Source organism: Micromonospora sp. NPDC051141, from assembly GCF_044455765.1.
In the GTDB taxonomy this organism is placed as follows: Bacteria; Actinomycetota; Actinomycetes; order Mycobacteriales; family Micromonosporaceae; genus Micromonospora.
The window spans coordinates 23172-48594 of record NZ_JBITFD010000003.1 but is presented as its reverse complement, the minus strand read 5'-3'; the positions used below and the strand labels follow the sequence as shown (position 1 = coordinate 48594).

General features: G+C 74.7%; 22 protein-coding genes. 11 read left to right on the top strand and 11 right to left on the bottom strand.

What is annotated here, in order from left to right; genetic code table 11:
• The first annotated feature begins 58 nt into the window (after positions 1–58).
• Positions 59–265 (top strand): hypothetical protein, encoded by a 207-nt coding sequence (locus tag ACIA6B_RS05565; RefSeq protein ID WP_396771309.1) that lies wholly within the window; start codon positions 59–61, stop codon positions 263–265.
• Between the two features lie 97 nt (positions 266–362).
• On the opposite strand, the gene ACIA6B_RS05560 is transcribed toward ACIA6B_RS05565, so the two are convergent.
• Together ACIA6B_RS05560 and coxB are read right to left on the bottom strand one after the other, a co-directional pair.
• Positions 363–791, bottom strand: a complete 429-nt coding sequence (locus ACIA6B_RS05560) for a cytochrome c oxidase subunit 4 (RefSeq protein WP_396771307.1) — start codon at positions 789–791, stop codon at positions 363–365.
• A gap of 10 nt (positions 792–801) precedes the next feature.
• Positions 802–1773, bottom strand: a complete 972-nt coding sequence (gene coxB, locus ACIA6B_RS05555) for a cytochrome c oxidase subunit II (RefSeq protein WP_107159962.1) — start codon at positions 1771–1773, stop codon at positions 802–804.
• Between the two features lie 169 nt (positions 1774–1942).
• Between coxB and ACIA6B_RS05550 the strand changes: the two genes are divergently transcribed.
• Both ACIA6B_RS05550 and ACIA6B_RS05545 read left to right on the top strand, forming a co-directional pair.
• On the top strand, positions 1943–3094 hold the full coding sequence (locus ACIA6B_RS05550) for a cysteine desulfurase family protein (protein ID WP_396771305.1): 1152 nt from the start codon (positions 1943–1945) through the stop codon (positions 3092–3094).
• 56 nt (positions 3095–3150) lie between these two features.
• Positions 3151–3390, top strand: coding sequence for a sulfurtransferase TusA family protein (locus ACIA6B_RS05545; RefSeq protein ID WP_396772076.1), 240 nt, complete (start codon positions 3151–3153; stop codon positions 3388–3390).
• A gap of 142 nt (positions 3391–3532) precedes the next feature.
• Here the strand turns inward: ACIA6B_RS05545 and ACIA6B_RS05540 are convergent, their stop codons facing one another.
• The 4 genes from ACIA6B_RS05540 to ACIA6B_RS05525 all read right to left on the bottom strand — a co-directional run bounded on the left by ACIA6B_RS05540 (position 3533) and on the right by ACIA6B_RS05525 (position 6910).
• Positions 3533–4096: an AAA family ATPase gene (locus ACIA6B_RS05540; RefSeq protein ID WP_396771303.1), complete on the bottom strand. Its 564-nt coding sequence runs from the start codon at positions 4094–4096 to the stop codon at positions 3533–3535.
• Entirely contained in the window at positions 4093–5067 is a 975-nt protein-coding gene (locus ACIA6B_RS05535) for a carbohydrate kinase family protein (RefSeq protein WP_396771301.1), read from the bottom strand. The genes ACIA6B_RS05540 and ACIA6B_RS05535 overlap by 4 nt, the downstream gene beginning before the upstream one ends.
• A gap of 174 nt (positions 5068–5241) precedes the next feature.
• Entirely contained in the window at positions 5242–5613 is a 372-nt protein-coding gene (erpA, locus tag ACIA6B_RS05530) for an iron-sulfur cluster insertion protein ErpA (RefSeq protein ID WP_396771299.1), read from the bottom strand.
• Positions 5614–5749: 136 nt separating this feature from the next.
• Positions 5750–6910: a glycerate kinase gene (locus ACIA6B_RS05525; protein WP_396771297.1), complete on the bottom strand. Its 1161-nt coding sequence runs from the start codon at positions 6908–6910 to the stop codon at positions 5750–5752.
• 43 nt (positions 6911–6953) lie between these two features.
• Between ACIA6B_RS05525 and nadA the strand changes: the two genes are divergently transcribed.
• From nadA to ACIA6B_RS05510, 3 genes are all read left to right on the top strand, one after another.
• Positions 6954–8129, top strand: a complete 1176-nt coding sequence (nadA, locus tag ACIA6B_RS05520; protein ID WP_396771295.1) for a quinolinate synthase NadA — start codon at positions 6954–6956, stop codon at positions 8127–8129.
• Positions 8130–8343: 214 nt separating this feature from the next.
• Positions 8344–9699, top strand: coding sequence for a UDP-N-acetylglucosamine 1-carboxyvinyltransferase (murA, locus tag ACIA6B_RS05515; protein WP_089157291.1), 1356 nt, complete (start codon positions 8344–8346; stop codon positions 9697–9699).
• A 69-nt stretch (positions 9700–9768) separates the two neighbouring features.
• Complete coding sequence (locus tag ACIA6B_RS05510; protein WP_396771292.1) at positions 9769–10377, top strand: DUF3043 domain-containing protein; 609 nt, start codon at positions 9769–9771, stop codon at positions 10375–10377.
• Positions 10378–10401: 24 nt separating this feature from the next.
• On the opposite strand, the gene ACIA6B_RS05505 is transcribed toward ACIA6B_RS05510, so the two are convergent.
• From ACIA6B_RS05505 to ACIA6B_RS05495, 3 genes are read right to left on the bottom strand one after another with little or no spacing between them, the layout of a single operon-like run.
• On the bottom strand, positions 10402–11388 hold the full coding sequence (locus ACIA6B_RS05505) for an ATP-binding cassette domain-containing protein (RefSeq protein ID WP_396771291.1): 987 nt from the start codon (positions 11386–11388) through the stop codon (positions 10402–10404).
• Positions 11385–12200, bottom strand: a complete 816-nt coding sequence (locus ACIA6B_RS05500; RefSeq protein WP_396771289.1) for an ABC transporter permease — start codon at positions 12198–12200, stop codon at positions 11385–11387. Before ACIA6B_RS05500 ends, ACIA6B_RS05505 begins: the two co-directional genes overlap by 4 nt.
• Before the next feature lie 46 nt (positions 12201–12246).
• On the bottom strand, positions 12247–13098 hold the full coding sequence (locus tag ACIA6B_RS05495) for an ABC transporter permease (RefSeq protein ID WP_396771287.1): 852 nt from the start codon (positions 13096–13098) through the stop codon (positions 12247–12249).
• Between the two features lie 2864 nt (positions 13099–15962).
• On the opposite strand from ACIA6B_RS05495, the gene ACIA6B_RS05490 reads away from it, so the two are divergent.
• Positions 15963–18917 carry a WG repeat-containing protein gene (locus ACIA6B_RS05490; protein ID WP_396771285.1) on the top strand — a complete coding sequence of 985 codons (2955 nt, stop codon included), beginning with the start codon at positions 15963–15965 and terminating at the stop codon, positions 18915–18917.
• A 51-nt stretch (positions 18918–18968) separates the two neighbouring features.
• Positions 18969–19967, top strand: a complete 999-nt coding sequence (locus ACIA6B_RS05485) for an aldo/keto reductase family protein (protein ID WP_281936773.1) — start codon at positions 18969–18971, stop codon at positions 19965–19967.
• A gap of 82 nt (positions 19968–20049) precedes the next feature.
• On the opposite strand, the gene ACIA6B_RS05480 is transcribed toward ACIA6B_RS05485, so the two are convergent.
• Both ACIA6B_RS05480 and ACIA6B_RS05475 read right to left on the bottom strand, forming a co-directional pair.
• Positions 20050–20847 (bottom strand): site-2 protease family protein, encoded by a 798-nt coding sequence (locus tag ACIA6B_RS05480; protein ID WP_396771283.1) that lies wholly within the window; start codon positions 20845–20847, stop codon positions 20050–20052.
• Complete coding sequence (locus ACIA6B_RS05475) at positions 20844–21044, bottom strand: hypothetical protein (RefSeq protein WP_107159991.1); 201 nt, start codon at positions 21042–21044, stop codon at positions 20844–20846. The genes ACIA6B_RS05480 and ACIA6B_RS05475 overlap by 4 nt, the downstream gene beginning before the upstream one ends.
• Positions 21045–21257: 213 nt before the next feature.
• Between ACIA6B_RS05475 and ACIA6B_RS05470 the strand changes: the two genes are divergently transcribed.
• The 3 genes from ACIA6B_RS05470 (at position 21258) to ACIA6B_RS05460 (ending at position 25376) form a co-directional block, all read left to right on the top strand.
• A complete protein-coding gene (locus ACIA6B_RS05470; protein WP_396771280.1) occupies positions 21258–23261 on the top strand; it encodes a bifunctional adenosylcobinamide kinase/adenosylcobinamide-phosphate guanylyltransferase in 2004 nt (667 codons plus the stop codon).
• On the top strand, positions 23251–24024 hold the full coding sequence (locus tag ACIA6B_RS05465; RefSeq protein ID WP_396771278.1) for an adenosylcobinamide-GDP ribazoletransferase: 774 nt from the start codon (positions 23251–23253) through the stop codon (positions 24022–24024). Before ACIA6B_RS05470 ends, ACIA6B_RS05465 begins: the two co-directional genes overlap by 11 nt.
• 62 nt (positions 24025–24086) lie before the next feature.
• Positions 24087–25376, top strand: a complete 1290-nt coding sequence (locus ACIA6B_RS05460; RefSeq protein ID WP_396771276.1) for a DUF2314 domain-containing protein — start codon at positions 24087–24089, stop codon at positions 25374–25376.
• Positions 25377–25423: the final 47 nt, after the last annotated feature.

Below are 25423 nucleotides of genomic sequence, written 5' to 3'. Positions count from 1 at the left end.
CGCTCGGTCGGTCGGTGGCGTCCCGCCCCGGCCGGCACCGGAGCGAGAGGAGACGCCCGTGTCGGACCGCGAGCTCTACTGCGACATCTGTGAGGGCGTCGTGCTGTTCGAGACGCCGCACTGCGGCGACGGGCACGGCGCCGACTGCCCGGAGCTGGCGTGCACCGGCTGCGGCGCGGCGGTGCTGATCGCCGCCGGCACGCTCCGTTCCGCGACGTGGTCCCGCCGGCGCGTGTCGCGCCCCGCCCACCGCCACGCCGCCTGACCTCACCCACCCGCCGCCCCGCGCCCCTCTGGAGCCGGCAAAGCGGCAGGCCCGCGGCCCCGGAGGGGGCGCGGGCCTGCCGCGGAGCTGGTGCGGGTCAGTGCTCGGCGGTGCGGCGGGTGCCCGAGTAGTACTCGAAGAGCAGCCCGCAGGCGGCGAAGACCACCGCCACCAGGCCCAGGCCCAGCAGCCAGAACTGCCAGAACACGAGCCCCAGGCCGGCGATCGCGGCGGCCAGCGCCAGGCCGAACGGCCAGTAGCTGCCCGGGCTGAAGAAGCCGATCTCACCGGCGCCGTCGGCGATCTCGCCGTCCGCCCGGTCCTCCGGGCGCAGGTCGATCCGCCGGGAGACGAACCAGAAGAAGCCACCGCACATCGCGCAGAGCAGGAAGGAGAGCAGCAGCGCCACGGTGCCGACCCACTCGACGTGACCGCCGCTGTCGCCGTACGTCCAGGCGGCGTAGAGCACCGTCGCGCCGAGAAGGAACGTGGCGATGGTGAGGAAGATCTTCCACTCGGTCTTCATGCCGAACCCCTCAGCTTCCCGCGCCGGCCGACGCGTCGGACGGGTTGAAGTTCGCGGTGTTGCGCCGCGTGTCGAACGGCTTGGTCTCGGTGGCGTACTCGGGCTCACCGATCGCCTTGAGCGCGTCCTGGGTCGAGTTGCCGGCCTTCTTGGCGGCCAGGAACTGGTCGAACTTCTCCGGCGAGACGACCCGCAGCTCGAAGTTCATGAACGCGTGGTAGCTGCCGCACAGCTCGGCGCAGCGGCCGACGAACGCGCCCTCCTGGTCGATGCTGGAGACCTCGAAGGTGTTGCGGACGTTGCCGGGCATGACGTCGCGCTTGAACAGCAGCTCCGGCACCCAGAACGAGTGGATGACGTCGCGGCTCTGCTCCTCGAACCGGATGGACCGGCCGCTCGGCAGCACCAGCACCGGAATGACCTCGCTGGTGCCCAGCGTCGAGGCGACCGTGTTCGCCTCCCGGCCCTGGCCGTCGCGGTAGTTGAACTGCCAGTTCCACTTGAACGCGACGACCTCGACGGTGACGTCGGGGTTCTTCGTCTCCTTGTTCACGTCGGTCTGCACGACCGCGGTGTAGTAGAAGAGCACGGAGACCACGAGGATCGGCGCGATGGTGTAGAGGAACTCCATCGGCAGGTTGTAGCGGGTCTGCACCGGCAGCTCGTTGCCGCGCTTGCGGTAGCGGACCACACACCAGAAGATCAGGCCCCAGACGAACACGCCGACCGCCAGCGCCGCGATGCAGGACGCGATCCACAGATCGTACATCCGGTGCGACTCGGGCGTGATGCCGCCCTGCGGCCAGCCGAAGCCGGCGAAGGTCTTGCCGACGTCACAGCCGGTGAGCGCGACCAGCAGCGCCGCTCCGCCGAGACCGAGCCCGGCGAGTCGACCAGCACCACGCCGCCGGCGCCCACCGGCCCCCGGGGAGGCGCTGTGCCGTACGGCCGACGGCCGTACCTCCGAACTCCTTGCGACCACCTGGTCCTGCCTCCCTAGCGCGCCGCGGCGGTTGTTTTCCTGACACCGACGGCAAAGGCGTCACCGACGGTCGCAGATTACTCGACCATGGCGGGCCAGGCGGTCTTGGGGTCACTGTCCGCCCCCTTCGGGGAGATCGTGGGCGGACCCGGCGATAGCGTGAACGACCATGAGCGCCTCCCCCGTCTACCTGGACGCCGCCTCCGCCGTCCCGCTCCATCCGGTCGCGCGGCAGGCGCTGCTGGCCGCCCTGGACGACGGCTGGGCCGACCCGGCCCGGCTCTACGCGCCGGCCCGCCGGGCCCGCCAACTCCTCGACGCCGCCCGGGAGGCCGCCGCGCAGACGCTCGGCGTCCGCGCCGACGAACTTTCCTTCACCCCCAGCGGTACGGCCGCCGCGCACGCCGCCGTGCTGGGCGGACTGGCCGGGCGACGCCGGGCCGGTACGACGCTGGCGCACTCGGCGATCGAACACTCGGCGGTGCTGCACGCGGCCCGACGGCACACCGCCGGCGGGGGCGACGCGGTCTCCGTACCCGTGGACCGGCTCGGGCGGCTGGACCTGGACGCCTGGGCGACGGCGGTGACCGCCCCCGGTGTGGCGCTGGCCGCGCTGATCGGGGCCAGTCACGAGGTCGGCACCGTGCAGCCGGTGCCGGCCGCGGCCGAGGTGTGCGCCGAGGCGGGCGTCCCGCTGTACGTGGACGCGGCCCAACTGGTCGGCCGGGCGCCGCTGCCGGCCGGCTGGTCGGTGCTGACCGCCAGCGCGCACAAGTGGGGCGGGCCACCCGGCGTCGGTCTGCTGGTGGTGCGCAAGGGCACCCGGTGGGAGTCGCCGTACCCGGCCGACGAGCGGGAGTCGGGGCGTACCCCGGGGGTGGTGAACCTGCCGGCGGTGGTGGCCGCAGCGGCGAGCCTGCGCGCGGCGGCGGCCGACGCGGCGGCCGAGGCGGCCCGGCTGGCGCCGTTGGTGGACCGGATCCGGGCCCGGGTGGCGGCGGAGGTGCCGGACGTGGAGGTGGTCGGCGACCCGGTGGACCGGCTCCCCCACCTGGTGACGTTCTCCTGTCTGTACGTGGACGGCGAAGCGCTGCTGCACGCGCTGGACCGGCGCGGCTTCGCGGTCTCCTCCGGCTCCTCCTGCACCGCGTCGACGCTGCGCCCGTCGCACGTGCTGGAGGCGATGGGGGTGCTGTCGCACGGCAACGTGCGGGTGTCGCTGCACCGGGAGAGCACCGAGGCGGACGTGGAGCGGTTCCTGGCCGAACTGCCCGGCATCGTCGCCGACCTGCGCGCCGAGGCGGGGGTGACCGGCCTGTGAACTCCGCGAACGAGCCCGGTCCGACGGGCCCCGCAGCCGCGGACGGCCGCGCGCCGGTGGGCGCGGGGAGCGAGCCGGACGAGGTGCTCGACTGTCGGGGCCAGCGCTGCCCCCTGCCGGTGATCAACCTGGCCCGTCGGCTGCCCGACCTGCCGGCCGGGGCGGTGGTCCGGGTGCTGGCCGACGACCCGGCGGCGGCCGTGGACATCCCGGCCTTCTGCCGGATGCGCGGCCACGAGTTCCTCGCCGCCCACCCCGACGCCGGCCCCGCCTACGACATCCGCCGCACCCCCTGACCCACCCCGCCCCCCACCCCCACACCCCACCCCCGGCGCGCAGATTCACGGAAAGCGTGGCTAATTCCGGCCCGGAGGCCACGCTTTCCGTGAATCTGCGCGCACGGATGGGGTGAGGGTGATGGGTGGGGACGACGAGGGGTCAGGTGAGGTAGGCGAGGATGCCGGGGAGAGGGTCGCCCGCGACGGCGGTGTCGACCACCAGGCGGGGGCCGATCAGCGGCTCGTACTCGGCGCGGCGCACCAGCGTCTGCTCCCAGGTCGCGGGCGCCTGCCCGCCGGCCGGCCGGGCCTCGACCCGACGCCGGTGCTCCGCCTCGTCACCGCAGTGCACCTCGATCACCCGCAGCGGGACGCCGGACCGTTCGGCCAGGTCGTGCCAGAGGCCGCGGGCGGACGCGACCGGGTTCACCGCGTCGATCACCACGCTCAGCCCGAGGCCGAGCTGCACCTCGGCGAGCCCGGCGACCGCGCCGTACGCGGCCATCCCGGGCACGTCGCCGACCAGTCCGTAGTGGCCCAGGGCCCGCTCGACCGGGTCGACCGGCAGGACCGGGGCGCGCAGCGCGGCGCCGACCCGGACGGCGAGCGTGCTCTTTCCCACGCCGGGCAGCCCGGCGAAGGCGACAAGCACCGGCCCCCCGCCCGAGCCGGGGCGGACGGCCGCCGGGCCCACCCCGCCGGCCAGGTCGGCCGGCCCGCTCACAGCAGGTGCGGCCGGACGTCCTCGGCGGCCGCGTCCCCGTACGACTCGGCGAGCCGCTTCACGAACAGGTCCCGCCGGACCTCGTACTCCTGGCCGCCGAAGTTCTCCAGCACCAGGGTGGCCAGCAGGCAGCCGACCTGGGCGGCGCGCTCCAGCCCGACGCCCCAGTCGAGCGCGGCGAAGAAGCCGGCCCGGAAGCCGTCGCCGACGCCGGTCGGGTCGACCGCCTGGATCTCCCGCGCGATCGGCACCCGGATGGCGCCGATCTCCCGGCCGGCGATCTCCACCCCGTGCTTGCCCAGCGTGGTGACCCGCACCTTGACCCGGTCCAGCAGTTGCTCGTCGGTCAGGCCGGCCTTGCTCTGGAGCAGCGACTTCTCGTACTCGTTGGTCATCAGGTACTCGGCGCCCTCGACCAGGCCGAGCACGTCCGCGCCGTCCATGCGGGCGAGCTGCTGGGACGGGTCGGCGACGAAGGCGTAGCCGCGGTCCCGGCACTCGGCGGAGTGCCGGATCATCGCGGCCGGGTCGTTGGCGCTGACCAGCACCAGGTCGAGGCCGCCGAGGCGCTGCGCCACCGGGGCCAGCTCGATGTTGCGGGCCTCGCTCATCGCGCCGGCGTAGAAGGACGCGATCTGGCACATGTCGGTGTCGGTGGTGCAGACGAAGCGGGCGGTGTGCGCCACGTCGCTGACGTGCACCGAGTCGCAGTCGACGCCGTGCCGCTCCAGCCAGGACCGGTAGTCGGCGAAGTCCGCCCCGACGGCGCCGAGCAGCACCGGCCGCAGCCCGAGCTGGGCCATGCCGAACGCGATGTTGGCCGCGGTGCCGCCGCGCCGGAGCACCAGCTCGTCGACGAGGAAGGAGAGCGAGACCTTGTCGAGCTGGTCCGCGATGAGCTGGTCGGCGAAGCGGCCGGGAAAGCTCATCAGGTGGTCGGTCGCGATCGAGCCGGTCACGGCGATCTTCATGTCAACCCTCGTGGTCGGGAGCACGGCGCGGTCAGACTACCGGGCGTTCCGGCGCTCCGGTCGATGTCGGTCGTGAACCGGGCGTTCACCGCACGTTCGCGTAGCAACGAAAACGGCGGAACCACCCCGGAAGGGATGGTTCCGCCGTTCGGCAGGCGTTTCGGCCCCGTCGACTCAGCTGAACGAGTCGCCGCAGGCGCAGGAGTTGCCGGCGTTCGGGTTGTCGATGGTGAAGCCCTGGGCGTCGATCCGGTCGGCGAAGTCGATCGTGGCGCCGGTCAGGTAGGGGGCGCTCATCCGGTCGACGACGACCTCGACACCACCGAAGTCGGTGACGACGTCACCGTCGAGCGACCGCTCGTCGAAGAAGAGCTGGTACCGCAGGCCGGAGCAGCCACCCGGCTGCACGGCGACGCGGAGCCGCAGGTCGTCGCGGCCCTCCTGCTCGATCAGGGCCTTGACCTTCTGCGCCGCGACGTCGGTGAGGACGACGGTGCTGGGGGCCTCCTTGGCCTCGGTCGACTCGGTCTGCGCTGGCGTGGTCACGTGGAAGTCTCCCTGCGCGGTATGAGGTCCGGACGTACTGGCCAACGCCGCACGTCCGCCAGTATTCCCGGTGGTCCGCCTCCGATCGTACGCCGCTGTCGGCGTGATCACCCGGCGGCGTGACCAGCGGAACGCCTCAGCGGCTCCACTGGCCGGCCAGCCGGGCGCCGAGCGCACGCAGCCCCTCGGCCGGCCGCTCCATCGCCGCCGCCACTCCCCCACGCTCCTCGCCGCCGAAGTGCTCGACCAGGCTGTGCGCCTCGGTCACGCCGGCCGCGGCGGCCTCCCGCCGCCCGGTGCTCACCCGTCCCGCCAGCACCACACACGGCACCCCGCGGTCGCGGGCCGCCCCGGCCACGCCGGCGACCACCTTGCCGCGCAGCGACTGGTGGTCGAAGGAACCCTCGCCGGTGACCACCAGGTCGGCGGCGTCCAGCGCGGCGTCCAGGCCGACCGCGCGGGTGACCAGGCCGATGCCCGACTCGCGCCGGCCGCCGAGGGCCAGCACCGCCGCGCCGAGGCCACCGGCCGCGCCGCCGCCGGGCAGCGCGCCGAGGTCGGGCGGGCACCCGGGCAGCGCCTCGACCAGCACGGCGGCCCAGCGCTCCAGCGCGGCGTCCAGCAGCAGCACGTCCGCCCGGTCGGCGCCCTTCTGCGGCCCGAAGACGCTGCTCGCGCCGTGCAGCCCGAGCAGCGGGTTGTCCACGTCGGTGGCGGCGACGAGCGTCGCGCCCCGCAACCGGGGTACGCCGTCGAGCGCGGCGACCCCGGCCAGCGCCGCCCCGCCGTACGGCAGCGCCCGGCCGCCCGCGTCGAGCGCTGTGACGCCGAGCGGGACGAGCATCCCGGCGCCGCCGTCGTTGGTGGCCGAGCCACCCAGCCCGAGCACCACGGTCCGCGCGCCCGCCTCGACCGCGGCGGCGACCAGCAGTCCCAGCCCGTACGACGTGGTGGCCTTCGGGTCCCGTTCGGCGGCGGACAGCAGGTGCAGGCCGCACGCCTGCGCGCTCTCCAGGTACGCCACGCCGTCGTCGGTGAGCAGGATCTCACCGGCGGCGGGACGGCCGAGCGGGTCGACCGCGGGCACCGCCAACCGCCGCCCGGGCAGCGCCCCGGCGAGCACCTCGACGAACCCGGGCCCACCGTCGGCGAGCGGTCGGAGCAGCAGGTCGTCGTCTCCGGCGACGGTCCGCCAGCCCGCGGCCACCGCGGCGGCCACCTCCGGGGCCGACAGGGTGCCGGCGAACTTGTCCGGGCAGAGCAGCACGCGCATGCCGAGCAGTGTGGCAGGCCACATCCGTGGCGGCTGCGCGGCGGCCGGGCTGTGGGACCATGGGGACGTGACTTCGACCTGGGTTGAGCCCTCCAACACGGCCACTGCGCTGCTGCTCCTCGGCCGCGGCAGCGATCCCGCCACCGAGCGTGGCGTGGAGTGTCCGGGTGACCTCCCCGCGCCGAGCGATCCCGACCTGGTGGCCCGCGCGACCGCCGCGAAGGCCGCGCTCGGCACCAGGGTCTTCGTGCTGGGCCACCACTACCAGCGCGACGAGGTGATCCAGTTCGCCGACGTGACCGGCGACTCGTTCAAGCTGGCCCGGGAGGCGGCGGCCCGCCCGGACGCGGAGTACATCGTCTTCTGCGGCGTGCACTTCATGGCCGAGAGCGCGGACATCCTGACCTCGGACGCGCAGAAGGTGATCCTGCCCGACCTCGCCGCCGGTTGCTCGATGGCCGACATGGCCGTGTTGTCCCAGGTCGAGACCGCCTGGGACACGCTCACCGACCTGGGTGTGGCGGCGGACACCGTCCCGGTGACGTACATGAACTCCTCGGCCGACATCAAGGGTTTCGTCGGCCGGCACGGCGGCGTGGTCTGCACCTCGTCGAACGCCAAGCGGGCGCTGGACTGGGCGTTCGAGCAGGGCCGCAAGGTGCTGTTCCTGCCCGACCAGCACCTGGGCCGCAACACGGCGGTCCTGGAGATGGGCTTCTCGCTCGACGACTGCGTGCTCTACGACCCGCACAAGCCGGGCGGCGGGCTCACCGCGGAGCAGGTCCGCGACGCGAAGATGATCCTGTGGCGCGGGCACTGCTCGGTGCACGGCCGGTTCACCCTCGACAGCGTCCACGACGTGCGGGCGCGGGTGCCCGGCGTGAACGTGCTGGTGCACCCGGAGTGCCGCCACGAGGTGGTCACCGCCGCCGACCTGGTGGGCTCCACCGAGTTCATCATCAAGGCCATCGAGGCGGCCCCGGCCGGCTCGGCGTGGGCGGTGGGCACCGAGCTGAACCTGGTCCGCCGGCTCGCGCTGGCCCACCCGGACAAGCAGATCATGTTCCTCGACCGGGCGGTCTGCTACTGCTCGACGATGAACCGGATCGACCTGCCGCACCTGGTGTGGGCGTTGGAGGAGCTGGTCGCCGGCCGCGTGGTCAACCAGATCACGGTGGACCCGGAGACGGCCGGGCATGCCCGCGCGGCGCTTGACCAGATGCTGGCGCTGCCCGGCGCCTGATCACCCTCGGTGAGATCGCTGGCACGGAAACGTACCGGACACCCCGGTTCGTGCCCCCGCTGGCGATGTGACCGATTCCATTCTCGTCACGGAGGGCTATGCTGCCGGGGCGACGACATACGCGTGCCGGTTTTCCCATGGCCGCGATCCGGGTAGCGATGAAAAATCGCGAGCCCTCACCTACACGGCAACACCCAACGCGCTGGAGGTTGCGTTGACCGACGACGTCCTGGTCGTACACGGAGGCACTCCGCTCGAAGGGCGGATCCGCGTGCGCGGCGCGAAGAACCTCGTGTCCAAGGCGATGGTGGCCGCCCTGCTCGGCGACACACCCAGCCGGCTGTTCGACGTGCCGCGGATCCGGGACGTCGAGGTGGTCCGCGGGCTGCTCGGCCTGCACGGGGTGAAGGTGACCGACGGCACCGAGGACGGCGAGCTGGTCTTCGACCCGTCCAACGTCGAGAGCGCCAGCACCGACCAGATCAACGTGCACGCCGGGTCCAGTCGGATCCCGATCCTGTTCTGCGGCCCGCTGCTGCACCGGCTCGGCCACGCGTTCATCCCCGACCTGGGCGGCTGCCACATCGGCCCGCGCCCGATCGACTTCCACCTGCAGGCGCTGCGCGAGTTCGGCGCGACCGTCGACAAGACCCCCGAGGGTCTGCACCTGTCGGCGCCGAACGGGCTGCACGGCACCAAGTTCGCGCTGCCGTACCCGAGCGTCGGCGCCACCGAGCAGGTGCTGCTGACCGCCGTGATGGCCGAGGGCGTCACCGAGCTGCGCAACGCCGCCGTCGAGCCGGAGATCATCGACCTGATCTGCATCCTGCAGAAGATGGGCGCGATCATCAAGGTCCACACCGACCGGGTGATCGAGATCCAGGGCGTCAAGAAGCTGCATGGCTACACCCACCGGCCGATCCCCGACCGCATCGAGGCCGCGAGCTGGGCGGCGGCGGCGCTGGCCACCCGCGGCCACGTCGAGGTGCTCGGCGCGCAGCAGGCCGACATGATGACGTTCCTGAACATCTTCCGCTCCGTCGGCGGCGAGTACGAGGTCACCGACGCCCGGCCGCCGAAGCTCGGCGACCCGGGCCAGGAGGGCGGCATCCGGTTCTGGCACCCGGGTGGCGAGCTGAACGCGGTGGCCCTGGAGACCGACGTGCACCCCGGCTTCATGACCGACTGGCAGCAGCCGCTGGTGGTCGCGCTCACCCAGGCCCGGGGCCTGTCGATCGTCCACGAGACGGTCTACGAGCAGCGGCTCGGCTACACCGAGGCGCTGAACACGATGGGCGCCAACATCCAGGTCTACCGGGACTGCCTCGGCGGCACCCCGTGCCGTTTCGGCCGGCGCAACTTCAAGCACTCGGCGGTGATCGCCGGCCCGAGCAAGCTGCACGCGGCCGACCTGGTCATTCCGGACCTGCGGGCCGGGTTCAGCCACCTCATCGCGGCGCTCGCCGCCGAGGGCACCTCCCGGGTGTACGGCGTCGACCTGATCAACCGGGGCTACGAGGACTTCGAGGCCAAGCTGGCTGACCTGGGCGCCCACGTCGAGCGTCCCTGATCCACCCGGTCACCGGCCCGGCGCACCGCGATGTGCGCCGGGCCGCACCGGTTGGCTACCCTTGCCGGCGTGCCGTCGCTGTTTCGCCGCAAGTCCGCCGACCCCGTCGAGGAGTCCGTCACCACGGTGACGACCGACGAGGAGTCCGCCGCCGCCCGCCCCCGGGGCTACACGCCCAGCAAGAAGGAGTTGGGGCGGACCACCCCGAAGCGTCCGGCCGCCGGTCGCCGGGCCGCCGCGCCGGTCCGCCCGCTGACCAAGGAGGAGGCCCGGGAGCAGCGCCGCGCGGCGCGCGCCGAGGCCAGCGCCGAGTTCCGCCGCGAGGGCGGCCCGCGGGACCGGGGGCCGGAGCGCCTGCTGGCCCGCAACGTGGTCGACGCCCGGCGTACGGTCGGCACCTGGTTCTTCGGCGGCGCGCTGATCGTGCTGGTCGGTTCCAACCAGGCCATGCCGCCGATCGTGCGGCTGGCGTCCAACCTGCTCTGGGGCGCGCTGGCGCTGGGCGTGCTGATCGACTCGGTGCTCATCTCCCGGAAGATCAAGAAGCTGGTCCGCCAGCGCTTCCCGAAGAGCACCGAGAAGCTCGGCTCGCTCTACTTCTACGCGATCATGCGGTCGATCACGTTCCGCAAGATGCGCGCCCCGGCCCCCCGGGTCAACATCGGCGACAAGGTCTGAGCAACGCGTAAGAGGGGCCCCCTGCTATCCGCCAGGCGTCAACAGAGGGCCCTTCCTTTCGCTCTGGTAGAGGCGGGCGACGACCTCCTCGATGTCCGGCTCCACGATCGAGATGTCGCGCAGCGTGGCCAGGCCGGCCAGCCCGGCCACCACCTCGGCGACGCTCGCCCGATCCAGCGCGAACACCAGCCGCCGCCCGTCCGCCTCCACCCGCTGCACCGGCGCGCCCGGCAGCACCGGCGGCTCGGGCAGCGCGGCGTCCAGCTCGGCGACCACCATCCGGCGTGAGCCGTACCGGCGGTGCAGCTCCGCGATCGACCCGTCGTGCACCACCCGGCCGTGGTCGATCACCACGAGCCGCCGGCAGAGCCGTTCGATGTCGGCCAGGTCGTGCGTGGTGAGCACCAGCGTGGTGTCGCCGGCCCGGCCCAGCTCGGCCAGGAAGCCGCGGACCGCCTGCTTGCTGACCACGTCCAGCCCGATGGTCGGCTCGTCCAGGAAGAGCACCTCCGGGCCGTGCAGCAGCGCCGCGGTCAACTCGCCGCGCATCCGCTGTCCCAGGGAGAGCTGCCGGACCGGGGTGTCCAGGAACGCGTCCAGGTCGAGCAGGTCCCGGCAGCGGGTCAGCCGCGCCGCGTGCGCGCCGGCCGGCACCCGGTAGACGTGCCGCAGCAGGTCGAACGAGTCCCGCAGCGGCAGGTCCCACCAGAGCTGCGACCGCTGCCCGAACACCACCCCGATGCGCAGCGCCAGCCGGGTCCGGTCGGCCACCGGCCGCAGCCCGCAGACCCGGGCCCGGCCCGCCGACGGCATGAGCACACCGGTGAGCATCTTCAGCGTGGTCGACTTCCCGGCGCCGTTCGGGCCGATGTAGCCGAGCATCTCGCCGCGCTCCACCCGCAGGTCCACGCCGTCGACCGCGGTCACCGTCCGTTTCTCGCGGCGCAGCGTCCCGGTCCTGACCCGCACCGTGAACTCCTTGCGCAGCCCGTCCATCTCGATGACGTTCATGACCCCGTACTCCGGTAGTGACGGACCCCGACGCGCCAGGCCACGACCGCGACCGCCGCCGCGACCAGCGCGACGCCCGGCGACGCCCAGCCCACCCAGGCCGGCAGGCCCAGCGGGTCGGCGCGGCCGAGCAGCGCCAGCGCCGGGTGGTAACTGACGAACGCGAAACCCATCCCGTACGCGAACAGCGCGCGGAACCACCCGCCGTAGACGGTGACGGGGTACGAGGTGAAGTCGCGCCCGCCGTAGGTGACCGAGTTGGCCAGCTCGCCGGAGTCGACCCAGTAGAACGACACCGTGGCGGTGGTGACGAAGACCGAGGCGAAGAAGACCACCGCGGCCGGCGGGGCGACCACGGCCAACGCGACCCGGCCCGGGGTCCAGTCGATCCCGGCCGACGCGAGCGCGAACCCGAGCACCGCCAGGCCGAACACCGCGCGGGACACCTTGCGCAGCGGCAGGTCCATCAGCAGCAGTTGGGGCAGCGCGGCGAGCGGGCGGACCAGCACCGCGTCGAAGAGGCCGGTGCGCACGTACCGGGGCAGCCGTTCGACGTTGCCGACCAGCAGGTCGGCGGTGGCGAACCCGCACGACGACAGCCCGACCACGACAAGTGTCTCGCGCAGCGTGAAGCCGCCCAGCTCACGCGTCACCCCGAAGATCACCAGGACGGTGACCACGTCGAACACGGTCGCACCCAGGTTGCCGACCAGGTCGACCACGAACGACGTGCGGTAGGCCGCCTGCGAACGCGCCTGCGCCCCGAGCAGCGCCCGGTACGCCCGCAGCGCCCCGCCGCCGACCTCAGCCACCCCGTCCGCACTGCCGTGCTCAGCCACCCTGGGCGCACTGCCGTGCTCAGCCACCCTGCACCACCAGGCGGCGCTCGGCCCGGCGCTGTACCAGCCGGCAGAGCGCCAGCAGCAGCACCGCCCAGCCGAGTTGGAGCCCGACCAGGCCGAGCCCCGTCGACATCGGCTCCCGCTCGACAAGCACGTCCAGCGGCACCTGGAGGAGGCTCGGGAACGGGGTGGCGTAGCGCAGGGTCGCCTCCAGCCAGCCGGGCAGGAAGCCGAGTGGGAAGTAGAGCCCGGCCAGCACGCCCGAGCCCAGCGTCCAGAGGATCATCGGGCCCCGGACGTCCTGCAACCAGTAGGCGGTGGCGTTGACCAGGTAGCGGCAGCCGAAACAGACCACGACCGCGAGCAGCGCGGAGAGGAGGAACAGCGGCACGGTGGCCCAGTCCCGGGGCAGGTACACCGCGAAGAAGAGCGGGCCGACCACCAGCGGGGGCACCAGCCGCGCGAGCGCGGCGAACCCGGCCCGACCCACGTCGACGGCGAGATAGTTGGTCACCGGGTGCACCGGTCGCAGCAGGTCGGCGGCCACCTCGCCGGAGCGGATCCGGTCGGCCAGATCGGTCCAGCCCCAGATCGCGATGACCGCCAGCAGCCCCTGCCCGGCCCAGACGAACGTGGCGAGCTGCGCCCGGTCGTAGCCGGCGACGGTGCCGGCCGCGTCGGTGGCGGCGAGGAAGATGTAGCAGCGCAGGAAGCCGAAAACGGTGTTGGTCACCACGCCGGCCACAGCCGCCTGGCGGTAGGTGGCATGCCGCCGGAACCCGGCCGCCACTATCGCGCCGAATGTCCGAAACCATGGGGTAACGTGTCCGTCGGTGGGTGACGCCACAGTGGCGGTGACCGAGCCCACGCCGTTACCCTCCTTCCGCAGCCAAGACGTGCTGGCCGGGCGACTCTACCGGCACGTCCGCCGCCCCAGCGCGACAATTTCCAACGAGGTGACACCGCCGTGAGCGAGCGACGCGAGCCGGTTCCGGGGCCGCGCCGCGCGAGCCACGGAAGAGGCTGCCGATGAGTGGCTGGGGCAGCTGGCGTGAGCCGGCCGAACCGGCCTGGGCGCTGGAGCCCACCCACGAGTGGCAGCCGCAGTTCCCCGGCCAGCGCTACCCGGGTGACATCGGCCTCGAACACCTGACGCCCCCGCCGCGTCGCCGGGCCGTGGTCGGACGCGCCGAGGTACGCCCGGTCAGCCCCGCGCCCGAGGACGCGTATCCGATCAGCCCGGCGCCGACCGACGCATACCCGGCCGGCCCGGCCGACCCGCGCGGGACGTACCCGGTCAGCCCCGCTGGCCGGCGTGAGACGTACCCGGTGAGCCCGGCCGGGCCGCGCGGGACGTACCCGGTCAGCCCGGCCGGGCCGCGCGGGACGTACCCGGTCAGCCCGGCCGGGCCGGACGAGCGACGCGGGCAGCGGCCGGTCGGTGCGACGGGCGAGTGGCGCGACCGTCCGGACCGCCCCGGCGCGGACGGTCGACCGCCTCGGCCGGCGGACCGGACCCCACCCGGCCCGCCCCCGACACCCGAACGCTTCGATCAGCGTTGGACCCACCCCGGGGCACCGTCGCACCGGTCGACCCCGCCGGCACCGGGCTGGATGCCGGAGCCGAGCGAGGCCCCGCAACCCGCCGCGAGCTGGTCCGAACGCCGCCGGCCGACGGACGACCGCCGCGCCCCGGTGGACGGTCGCGAGGCCGGACCCCACCGTCGCGAGGCCGGACCCGACGGCCGCTGGGCTCCGGCGGCCGACGCGGGGCGGAATGTCGTACCGGGCCGACCCACGGAACGCCACGGCCAGGCCGGCCCCGCGCGCGAGCGTGACGCCGCGGCACGCGGCGAGCCGGGTCGTGACGGTTGGCGCGAACCGGGACCGCCTCCGGCGGAGCGACGCGAGCCGACAGGTGGACGGTGGGCCGACGGCACGCCCCGCCGGGACGCCGCCGGCCCCACCGGGACCGACCGGTACGGCGCCCCGCGCCCCGCGGTCGACCAGCGGTGGAACGGTCAGCGCCCGCCGCTCGACCGGACCCACGCGCCGCAGGGCGAGTGGCCGGTGATCGAGCGGCGACCGCGTACCGAGCCGGCCGCGTACCAGCCCGACGAGCGGTCCCGCCCGCACGCGGAGCGGCCGACGCGGGACGGGTACCCGGGCGGTCCGACCGACGACCGACGCCGCGACGGCCACCGTCCGGAGCAGGACGGCCCGGCCCGCCTGCGCCCCGAGTCCCGGGATGCCCGACCGCCCGCCGCGCGCCCCGACCACCGGCCTCCTCCGGCCCAGTGGCCGGTACGCCCCGACGAGCACCCACCGGTCCGTGCCGGCGACGCCCCGACGCGGCCGGTACCGCCGAGCCGACCCGACGAGCCACGGCGGTCCGCTCCCCCGGCCCCCGGTCGCTACGACGAGATCCGTCGGCCGGCTGCCGAACAGGATCGCCGGGTCCCCACCGGACCGGCCGCACCCGGACCGGCCGCCAATGCTCCGGTTTCCGGCGTGCCCGGAAGCGCCGTGCCCGGAAGCGCCGCGCCCGGAACCACAGTGCCCGGAACCGCCGCGCCCGGGACCACAGTGCCCGGGACCACAGTGCCCGGAACCACCGGGCCCGGAACCGCAGTGCCCGGAACCGCAGTGCCCGGAGCGAGCCGGCCGGCGGCACCCGCGGCCCGAGCGTCCGCGCCCGGGGTGGCGGCCGACGCACCGGCCCCGACCACTCCCGCTCGCCCGGCCCCGACCGCTCCCGCTCGCCCGGCTCCGCCTGCCTATCCCGGCCCCGCATCCGGGCCGACATCCGGAAGTGGCCCGGCCAGATCCGGCCCCTCCGGTCCGGCCGAGGTTCGAACGCCACATGCCGGGCCGGCCGCTTCGGTCGGGAATGAACGCCCGACAGCCGGCGCGACAGCCGGTGGCACGGCTGCTGACCCGACTCAGGACCGGCGGGAGCCCGCCCGGTACCGCCCGCCGGCACCCGAGGCGGGTCCGGCACCGCAGCCGAGGGACTCCGGCGCGGAGGCATGGTTCCGGCCGAGCAAGCCGGCGACGACCGGCGGGCGGGACGGCCAACCCGGCGACACGGACCGTGCCGAGGCGCAGGCTGCGCCGTCCGTTTCCGCCGGGGCGACCCTGCCGGCAGAGCCTGCCCCCGCCGTTTCCCCGACCGGCCACGCGCCGACGGACCAGCTTCAGACCGCCGTACCGACCGACCGGGCCCGGACTGCCGCACCTGCGGATCAGGATCCGGGTGTCGTGCCTGCGGACGAGAACCCGGCTGCCGCGCAGGCCGGACCGGAGCGGCGCGTCGCTTCGATCGCGCCCGCCGAACCGACGGGTGTGACCGACGACCGCTATCGACCTGAGAGCGTGAACGACTCGGCGGTCGTGTCCGGGATCGGCCCCGCGTCCCGGGCCACCGAACGAGCCGAGGGCACCGGGCCCACCTCCACCTCCACCTCCGTCGACGATGTCGACCCGCCGGCCGAACCGGTCGCCGCCGCGGCAACCGAGGTGCCGCTTCCCGATGCGCGTCCGTCGGCGTCCCCGGCGTCGACGCCTGCCGAATCCCCGACGCCGACATCGTCCACTCCGTCTGCCGACCCTAGAACCCCCACGCCGGCTGTCCCGGCCACCGGCTCCGTACCACCCGCCGGTCACGACCGGCCGGCACCGGCCGAAGAGCCGACCGCGGACCACACCGTCAGGCCCGGCCAGGTCGGCACGTTGACCGACGACGGGGACGCCGGCACGACCACCCGCAGCGACGCGTTCACCGACCACGGCGATGCCCGCACGACCACCCGCAGCGACGCGTTCACCGACGATCGTGACGCCCGCACGACCAGCCATGCCGCGGCGACCCGCACCGGGGCCGACGACGCGCCGGTCGCGGTGGCCGACGATGGGCCGCTCACGGGCACGGGCACCGATGACACGCCGAACGCAGTGGTTGGCGATGAGCCGGTCGCGCTGGTCGGTGACACGCCGCACACGGGCACCGACGACGCGCCGATCACGGTGGCCGACGACGCGCTGGTCAGGCTCGCCGACGGCGCGCTGGTCCGGGTGGTTGACGACGCGCCGCACGCGAGCCCGGGCACCGACCTCGGGTCAGACGCGGTGACCGACGACCCCCCGCACACCGACGCTGGCGGCCCGTCACACGCGATCGTCGCCGACGAACCACGCGCCGAGACAGACGCCACGGCATACGCGGTCGCCCACGTCCAGCCGGGTACCGGGACCGACGCCGTGGCGTACCCGGATGCCCTGTCGCAGGTCTCGGCGGTCGCGGGGATGACCGTCCCCTCGGAAGCGACAGCGAACCCGACCGCGCCGTCGTCGGGGCCCGGGAGCACCGGTGCGGACGGCGACGGGCGCGGGCAGGTGGTGCCGGGCGACCTGCCCGCTGACGCCGCCGCACCCGGCCCCGCGCCGATCATGGGTGCCCCGACCGGTGACGAGCGGGCCGGCGACGGCCGGATCCGCGACGAACGGGCCGCCGGCAACGCGACCGACGACAACTTGACCGATGACGTCCCGACCGACGACAGCTTGACCGGCGACGCCCCGAGCGTCGACAACCTGATCGGCGACACCCCGAGCCGCGACGACACGGCGGTCGAGGACGGCACACACGGCAGTGGGCCGGGAGATGTCTTCCGACCGGTATCGGACCGAGGAGTCACGACAGCCGGCGAGGAGCGACCTGTCGGGGTCACCCGCACTGAGGAAGAGCCGCGTCGTCCAGCCGCCGCCGAAGAAGATTCGGTCCTTCTGCCGTCGACCGCCGCGGATTCCACCGCTGCCACTCCGGCCGGAGAAAATACGGTTGGGCCGTCCACGAGTTCGCCCGACGCCGCCCCGAGCGTCGCCGCGACCGACCCGGAGTCCGCCGGCCCGGCCGGGGTGGACGGCGCTACCACCGGCTCGCGTGCCCCCGGCACGACCCTGGCCGGCAGCCCGACCCCGACCGCCACGCGCCCCACCGGCCCGCCCCGGACCGACGACACCGGCACCGGCACCGGCACCGGCACCGGCACCGGCACCGGCACCGGCACCGGCACCGAAGTCTCGGGCACGGCCGAGGTTCACGCCACGCCCGCCGGCTTCCCTCTCCCCCGCACGACCCGCGCCGCCGACACGACCAGCACCGCCGACACGACCCGAGCCGCCGACACGACCAGCACCACCGACACGACCAGCAGCACCGACACGGCCGGCGGAGGGCGGGGCGCATCCGAGCCGACCGGTTCGGCGTCGACAGGTGCCGACACCGAACCGGTACGTGGGGACGAGGCCGACGGGCCGGCTGACACGCGTACCCCGGAATCGGGGCCGGCGGGCGACGAACCGGCACCGGCCCGTCCGGTGGGCCCGGAGCGGGCCCTGGCCGCGGTCGGCTGGCGGCTGCACCCGGAGACGCTGCGCGAGGAGGCACCCGATCCGGCGGAGCTGCGGCGGATCCGGGACGGGCTCACCGGCAAGCTCGACACCGCGCTGGACAACCGCAGCCGGGCCCGGCTGCTCAGCCTGCGGGCGGTGGCGTCCCGGGTCCTCGGTGACGCCGACGACGCGGTCGCCGACGCGCGGCTGGCCCTCACGTACGCGGAGGCCACCGGTGAGTTGCGGCGGACCGCGCTGGCCCGCGCCCGGCTGGCCGAGGTGCTGCGGTGGCGCGGCGAGTACGCGGAGGCCGACCGGCTGTTCGCCGAGGCCAACTCGGCGGAACTGCCGGACCGGTTGCGTGCGCTGCTGCACGAGCACGCCGGTCGCTGCTGTTACGACCAGGGCCGGCTGACCGAGGCGTGTCTGCACTTCGAGCGGGCGCTGGACCTGCGCCGGGGCGAGGACGCGGCGCTGAACGCGCGGACCCTGGTCGCGCTGGACGCGGTCGCGGCGCGGGCGGCGCGCGACGGGTTCGGGCCGGCGCCGCGCGGACGGGCGGAGGTGCTCGGCACGCCGCGGTACCCGGTGGCGACGTTCGACGAGGAGCAGGAGCTCTGGGGGTACGCGGACGCCGACGGTGAGATGGTGATCCGGCACCGGTACGCCGAGGTGCAGCCGTTCCACGAGGGACTGGCCTGGGTCCGGCGGCCGGAGGCGTCCCGCTGGGCGTTGATCGACACGTCGGGGGCGGCGCTGATCGAGGCGAACAACGGCTACCGCTCGGTGGGCGCGTTCGCCGAGGGCCTGTCGTGGGTGAGCATGGACGGCAAGGGCCGGTGGATGGCCGTCGACCGGACGAACATCGTGAAGATTCCGCCCGGTTACGAGGAGGTCCGGCCGTTCCGCAACGGTCTGGCCGCGGTGCGGCAGAACGGCGGCTGGGGGGCGGTGGACCACGCCGGCGAGGTGGTGGTGCCGACCCGCTACCACGGTCTCGGCACGCCGCTGGCCGACGGCCGGCACCTGGACGGCTTCACCGAGGAAGGGCTGGCGGTGGTCGAGTTGGCCGGCCGGCGGGGCGTGGTGGACCGCAACGGCCGGGTCCGGGTGGCGCCCGCGTACCCGACGCTGGTGATCCACCCGGTGGCGTTCCTGGTGGCCACCGAGGCGGGGCGCTGGGGCGCGCTGGACCGGCACGGCGAGCCGCTGATCGACCCGGTGCACCCGGGGCGGGCCGCGGTGGCCGACGAGATCGACCGACTGCTCGCCGACGCGAACCCGGTGCTCTGACCCGGGGAGCCACGACGGGTGCCGGCCGCCGGACGGAGTTAGGGTCGGAGCATGGAATTCCGACACCTGGGCCGCTCCGGCCTGATGGTCAGCGAGATCTCGTACGGCAACTGGATCACCCACGGCTCGCAGGTCGAGGAGGACGCGGCGGTCGCCTGCGTGCGGGCCGCCCTCGACAACGGCATCACCACGTTCGACACCGCCGACGTCTACGCCGGCACCCGCGCCGAGTCGGTGCTCGGCCGCGCGCTGGCCGGCGAGCGCCGCGAAGGGCTGGAGATCTTCACCAAGGTGTACTGGCCGACCGGGCCGGGCCGCAACGACCGTGGCCTGTCCCGCAAGCACATCATGGAGTCGATCGACGGCTCGCTGCGCCGCCTGCAGACCGACCACGTCGACCTCTACCAGGCCCACCGCTTCGACGTCAGCACCCCGCTGGAAGAGACGATGGAGGCGTTCGCCGACGTCGTGCACGCCGGCAAGGCGCACTACATCGGCGTCTCGGAGTGGACGGCGGCGCAGCTGCGCGAGGCGCACGCGCTCGCCCGTGAGCTGCGCATCCCGCTGGTCTCCAGCCAACCGCAGTATTCGATGCTGTGGCGGGTCATCGAGGCCGAGGTGATTCCGGCCAGCGAGGAGCTGGGCATCGGCCAGATCGTCTGGTCGCCGATGGCGCAGGGCGTGCTCTCCGGCAAGTACCTGCCCGGCCAGCCGCCGCCGGCCGGCTCCCGCGCCACCGACGAGAAGTCCGGCGCGAACTTCATCGCCCGGTGGATGTCCGACGAGGTGCTCACCCGGGTGCAGCAGCTCAAGCCGCTCGCCGAGCAGGCCGGGCTGACCATGGCGCAGCTCGCGGTCGCCTGGGTGCTGCAGAACCCGAACGTGTCCTCGGCCATCATCGGCGCGTCCCGGCCCGAGCAGGTGCACGACAACGTGAAGGCGGCGGGCGTGAAGCTCGACGCCGGCCTGCTCAAGGCGATCGACGACATCGTCGAGCCGGTCGTCGAGCGGGACCCGGCGAAGACGGACAGCCCGGCGCGGCGTCCGTGACGTCAGTCGTCCCCGGGCCGGCGTCGCCGTCGGCCCGGGGACGACCGGCGCACACCCCGCCGGCCCGACCGGAGCAGCTCCGTCAGCCCTGCCAGAACCGGATCAGGTAGAGGCCCAGCCGGTAGAGGTCCGGTGGGAGGCCGAGCGCGTCGCCGACCGCGAAGACCCCGCCGAAGAACGCGCCGCCGATCTGCGGGCTCCACAGCAACGCGAAGAGCAGAATGAATCCGTACGGGGCGAACAGGTCGTACATCCGCCGGTAGGCGGGACTGAGCCAGGGCTGGATCATGTTGCCGCCGTCCAGGCCCGGCACCGGCAGCAGATTGAGCACGCTGGCCATGAGCTGGAGGAACGCGAGCAGCGCGACGCCGGCCCAGAACTCCAGCGGCCCGCCCAGCGCCGGCCCCCACGTCACGGCCGCCACCAGCACCAGCGTGAACACCACGTTGGTGGCCGGCCCGGCGAGGCTGACCAGGGTGTGCCGCAGCCGCCCGGGAATGGCGTGCCGGTCCACCCAGACCGCGCCGCCGGGCAGGCCGATGCCGCCGAGCAGCACCACGACCACCGGCAACACGATCGACAGCAGCGGGCTGGTGTACTTCAGCGGGTTGAGCGTCAGGTAGCCCCGGTGGGCGATGTCCCGGTCGCCGGCCCGGTACGCGACCACGGCGTGCGCGTACTCGTGCAGGCAGAGCGAGACCAGCCAGCCGGCGACCACGAAGAGGAACACGTCGAACCGGACGTTGCCGTACCGGTTCCAGGTCATCACCCCGCCGGCCGCGAAGAGCGCGACCAGGGCCAGGAAGATGGGGCTGGGCCGGAACGCCGCCCGGGGCACGCCGAGGATCAGCGGGTCGCCCGGGCGGTCGTAGCCCGTCATTCGGCCGGGGGTTGCAGGCTCATCCGGTAGTCCACCCGGTCGTCCTCGACCAGCACGACGGAGGTGACGCCGGATGTCGCGAGCTCCCGCCAGGTCTGGCCGATCCAGGACTCGGCGTCCGCCTGGCTCGGGAACGACTCGCCCGGCCCGTCGACCGGGTCGCCGTTCGCGCCCTCGTACCGCCAGCTCCACGCCATGCCGCGTCTCCCCTCGCCGCCCGTCGCCCCGCAGGACCGGAAACCCCCGCAAGCCTAGTCGGCCCGTCGCGCCACAGCCCGCGCCGCTCCCGCGATCTTGCGGTTGCTGCCCCGACAGAACGGGGCATTTGCCGCGCCCCGCGGGCAGCAACCGCAAGATCGGCGCTGGGAGGGGGTGGGGCGGGACGGGGGCGGGAGAACTAAGGTACGGGCATGTCCGTTGACGGGTGGCACACCCTCCTGGTGCTCGGCGGTATCCGCTCCGGCAAGTCCGAGTTCGCCGAGTCCCTGGTCGCCGACGCGCCCATGGTCCGCTACGTGGCCACCGCCCCCGCCGGGGATCCGGAGGACACCGAGTGGGCGACCCGCCTCGCGGCGCACCGCGCCCGGCGGCCGGGAAGCTGGACCACCGAGGAGACCGCGACGGATCCGGGTCGGCTGGCCGAGGTGATCACCGCCGCCGGCCCGAACGACACGCTGCTCGTGGACGATCTGGGCGGCTGGGTCACCGTGCTGCTCGATCCGGCCCACCAGCCGGCCGACGACACCGCCACCGTCGCCGAACTGGCCGCCGCGGTGCGGGCCAGCGAGGCCCGGCTGGTGCTGGTCAGCCCGGAGGTGGGTCTGTCCCTGGTGCCCACCACGCCGTTGGGCCGGGCGTTCACCGACGCGCTGGGCGCCACCAACCGGGCGGTGGCCGACGCCTGCGACGCGGTCGCGCTCGTGGTGGCCGGGCAGACCGCCTGGCTCAAGCCGCCCGCCGCGTCACTCCCGACCGTGCCGGCGCACCCGCCGGCGGCCCACGCCCCGGCCGACGCCTTCGCCCCCGCCGGGGCCTACCCGGCCGGGGGCGCGACCGACGCCGCCACCGGCGGAGCCGGAGCCGTCACCGCCGCCACGGACGGAATCCACCCGGCCGGCACGGTCGGCGCGTCGCCCGAGCCACGGCACGCGGCCGGCGGTCGGGGCGTCGACGACGTGGCGCTGCCCGAGGTGCTCACCCCGGCCGCGACGCCGCCACCGGCCGCCACGCCGGGCGGCACGACCGCCGGCGGCGACTGGGCCGCCCCCACCATGGCGCTGCCGATGATCGCCACCGGCCTGGTCATCCAGCCGGGCATGGAACTGCCGATGCCGGACGACTACACCGGCCCGCAGGCGGTCGACCGGCTCGCCACGCTCGACGTTCCCGGCGCCGGTCTGGGCGTGCTGGAACAGGTGGTCGGCTTCGCCGCCGCCACCCAGGGCAGCGCGAACCCGCGTCCCTGGGCCGCCGTCCGGGTGCTGCTGCTGCACGGCGACCACGAAGGCGGCGCGTCGGCCGGCGCGGTGGCCGGCGAGTCGGCGCGGCGTGCCCGCCAGGCGCGCGCCGGACGGGGCGCGCTGGCCCGGCTGGCCGCCGAGAACGGCGCCAGCCTCCAGGTCGTCGAGGCGCCCGCCTCGGCGCCGTTCGAGGACGGCCCGGCGCTCACCGGCGAGCAGGTCGAGGCCGCGCTGCGCTACGGGTGGCGGTTGGCCGAGCAGGCCGCCGACGCGGGCGTACAACTGCTGGTGCTGGCGGCGTGCGGGGCCGGCGCCGAGGCAGCCGCCGCGGCGGTGCTGGCGGCCACCGCCGGCGCGGAACCACCGGCGGTGCTCGGTCGGGTGGTGAACGACCAGGGCGAGATCGACGACAACGCCTGGATGGTCCGCTGCGCGGCGGTCCGGGACGCGCTGCACCGCACCCGACGCTCCCCCCGGGAGGCCAAGGACATCCTGGCGGAACTGGGCGGCGGCGACATCGCGACGGCCACCGGCGTGCTGCTCGGGGCCACCGCCCGGCGCGTCCCGGTGCTGCTCGACGGGCCGGTCGGCACCGCCGCCGGCATGGTCAGCCGCGACCTGGCCGGGCAGGCCCGGCACTGGTGCCTGCTGCCCGACCACGGCGGCCGGCCCGGGGTGCGGCTCGCCGCCGACGTGCTCGGCCTGACTCCGCTGCTGGATCTGCGGCTCGACCTGGGCGAGGGGGCGACCGCGCTGGCCGCGCTGCCGCTGCTGCGCTCGGCGCTGACGCTCGCCGCCTCGCTGCCGGTGCACCCGTCGCTGGGCGACGCCGACTCCGAGGCGCCGGCCGGTCCGGCGGACGAGCCGGACTTCGCCGAGCCGGAGCCGGCCGGACCGGGTCCGACCACGGTCGGGTACGACCAGCCGGTCTCGCCCGGCCGACGTGCCGACTGAGCGCCGGCTCGCCGACGGCGTCCGGTTGGCGCTGACCACGTTCACCACCGCGCCGGTACGCGCCGGCCGGGTCGACCGGGCCACCGCCGGCGCCGCGATGGCGCTGGCCCCGGCGGTCGGCGCGCTGCTCGGCGCGGTGCTCGGCGGAGCGCTGCTGCTGGCCGGGGCGCTCGCCCCGCCGCTGGTCGCCGCCGGGGTGACGGTCGGGCTGGGCGCGCTGCTCACCCGGGGCCTGCACCTGGACGGGCTGGCCGACACCGTGGACGCGCTCGGGTCGTACCGGCGCGGGCCGGCCGCGCTGGCGATCATGAAGCAGCCGGACGTCGGCCCGTTCGGAGTGGTCGCGTTGGTGGTCGTCCTCCTGCTCCAGACCGCGGTGCTGGCCGAACTGGTCGGGCGGGACGCGGTCGCGGCGCTCGCCTCGGTGGTCGCGGCCACCGCGGCCGGCCGGCTGGCCGTCGCCCTGGCCTGCCGCCGTGGCGTGCCGGCGGCCCGGCCGGACGGGCTGGGCTCGCTGGTCGCCGGCACGGTGGGGTGGGGCGTCGTGGCGCTCGGCGCGATCGCCGTGGCGCTGCTGGCCGTGCCGGCGGCGCCGGGCCGCCCGTGGCAGGGGCCGCTCGCCGTGCTCGGCGCGCTCGCCGTCGCGGCCGGGCTGCTCCGGCACCTGGTACGCCGTTTCGGCGGCATCACCGGCGACGTCCTCGGGGCCCTGGTGGAGGTCGTCACCACGCTGTCCTACCTGGGACTGGTGCTGACCGGCTGATCGTCGCCCGGTCGGCCGGGTAGCGTTCGGGTGAGTGCACCGGCGTGGTCGAGGGAGACGGCATGCTCATCACGGACGACTTCCTGCCCGTACCGGTGCCGGAGTCGCTCGACGCGACCTACCTGGTGCCGATCGACGGGCTGCCCCGGGTGAGCCCGAAGACCGCGGTGGAGGGGCTGACCGGCCGGCTGGCCGGGCCGGTGCACGGGCTGGCCAAGCAGATGCTGGACAGCCCGCTGATGAGCGTGGACACGCGTTCGATAAGCGAGTTCCCGGAGCTTCCGCCGGACCTGCTGGCCGCGTTCGGCGCCACCGACGAGCAGCTCGCCCGGCTGGCCGCCGCCACCCACCTGGTGGTGGTGCAGGCGGAGTACCGGCCCGGCTGGCCGCCGGCGCACGAGTGGGCGGCCCGGGCGGTGGCCGCGGCCATCGCCGAGACGGTCGGCGGGGACGTGGTCGACGTGTTCGGTCTCCAGTTCCTCGACCCGGCGGCGGCGCTGCGCTCGCTGCCGGACGAGCAGGGCCGGATCCGGCTGGTCGACTGGGTGCTGGTGCCCTACTCCTCCGACGCCGACGGGCTCTGGTTCACCACCAAGGGGTTGCGCCGGTTCGGGCTGCTGGAGTTGCAGGCCCAGGGCGTGCCGGACCACCTCACCCGGGCCTGGGGCGCGGTGATGACCGGCGCGGCCCGACGGCTGCTGCGGGACTGGACCGACGGGCTGGCCGGCGAGGAGGTGCCGGCGTTCGTGCAGCTCCCGGTGCTGGCCACGGTGACCGGGCACGACATCGCGGTCGCGTACGGCAATCCGGAGCAGCACGGCGCGACCGCGCCGGTGCTGCTGCGGCTGGAACTGGACCCGGCCACCGACCCGGACGCCGACTCGTTCCTCAGCCTGAACCCGCCGCCGGGGCATCCCGGGCCGCCGGGCCGCTACTTCGCCGCCGCCTGCGCGACGCTGTTCAACGGCATTCAGCCCGACATCCGCTACACGCGCACGGACGACGCGATGAGCCGGGCGGTGGCGACCGCCCGGGCCGCGCTCGGCGACATCCGGGCCCGGTTCCTGGCCGGCGGGCTGCCGGCGGAGAGCCAGCTCGTGGTCAAGTACGGCCTGCCCGGCGACGACGGCCCGGAGTACGTCTGGGCCGGGGTGACCTCGTGGGACGCCCCGGAACGGATCGTCGGCGCGAGCGCCACCGACGCCACCACCGACCCGAGCGTGCGGATCGGCTCGCCGGTCGTGGTCGAGGCGTCCGACGTGGTCGACTGGGCCGTGCTGGACGGCACCGGTGTGCTGGAGGGCGGCTGGACCCAGGCCGTCCTCGACGCCGGCGAGCGCGGCGAGGGCTGACCCGGGCCGGTCAGCGCACCGAGGGTTGGTCCGCCCGGCGCGGCCCG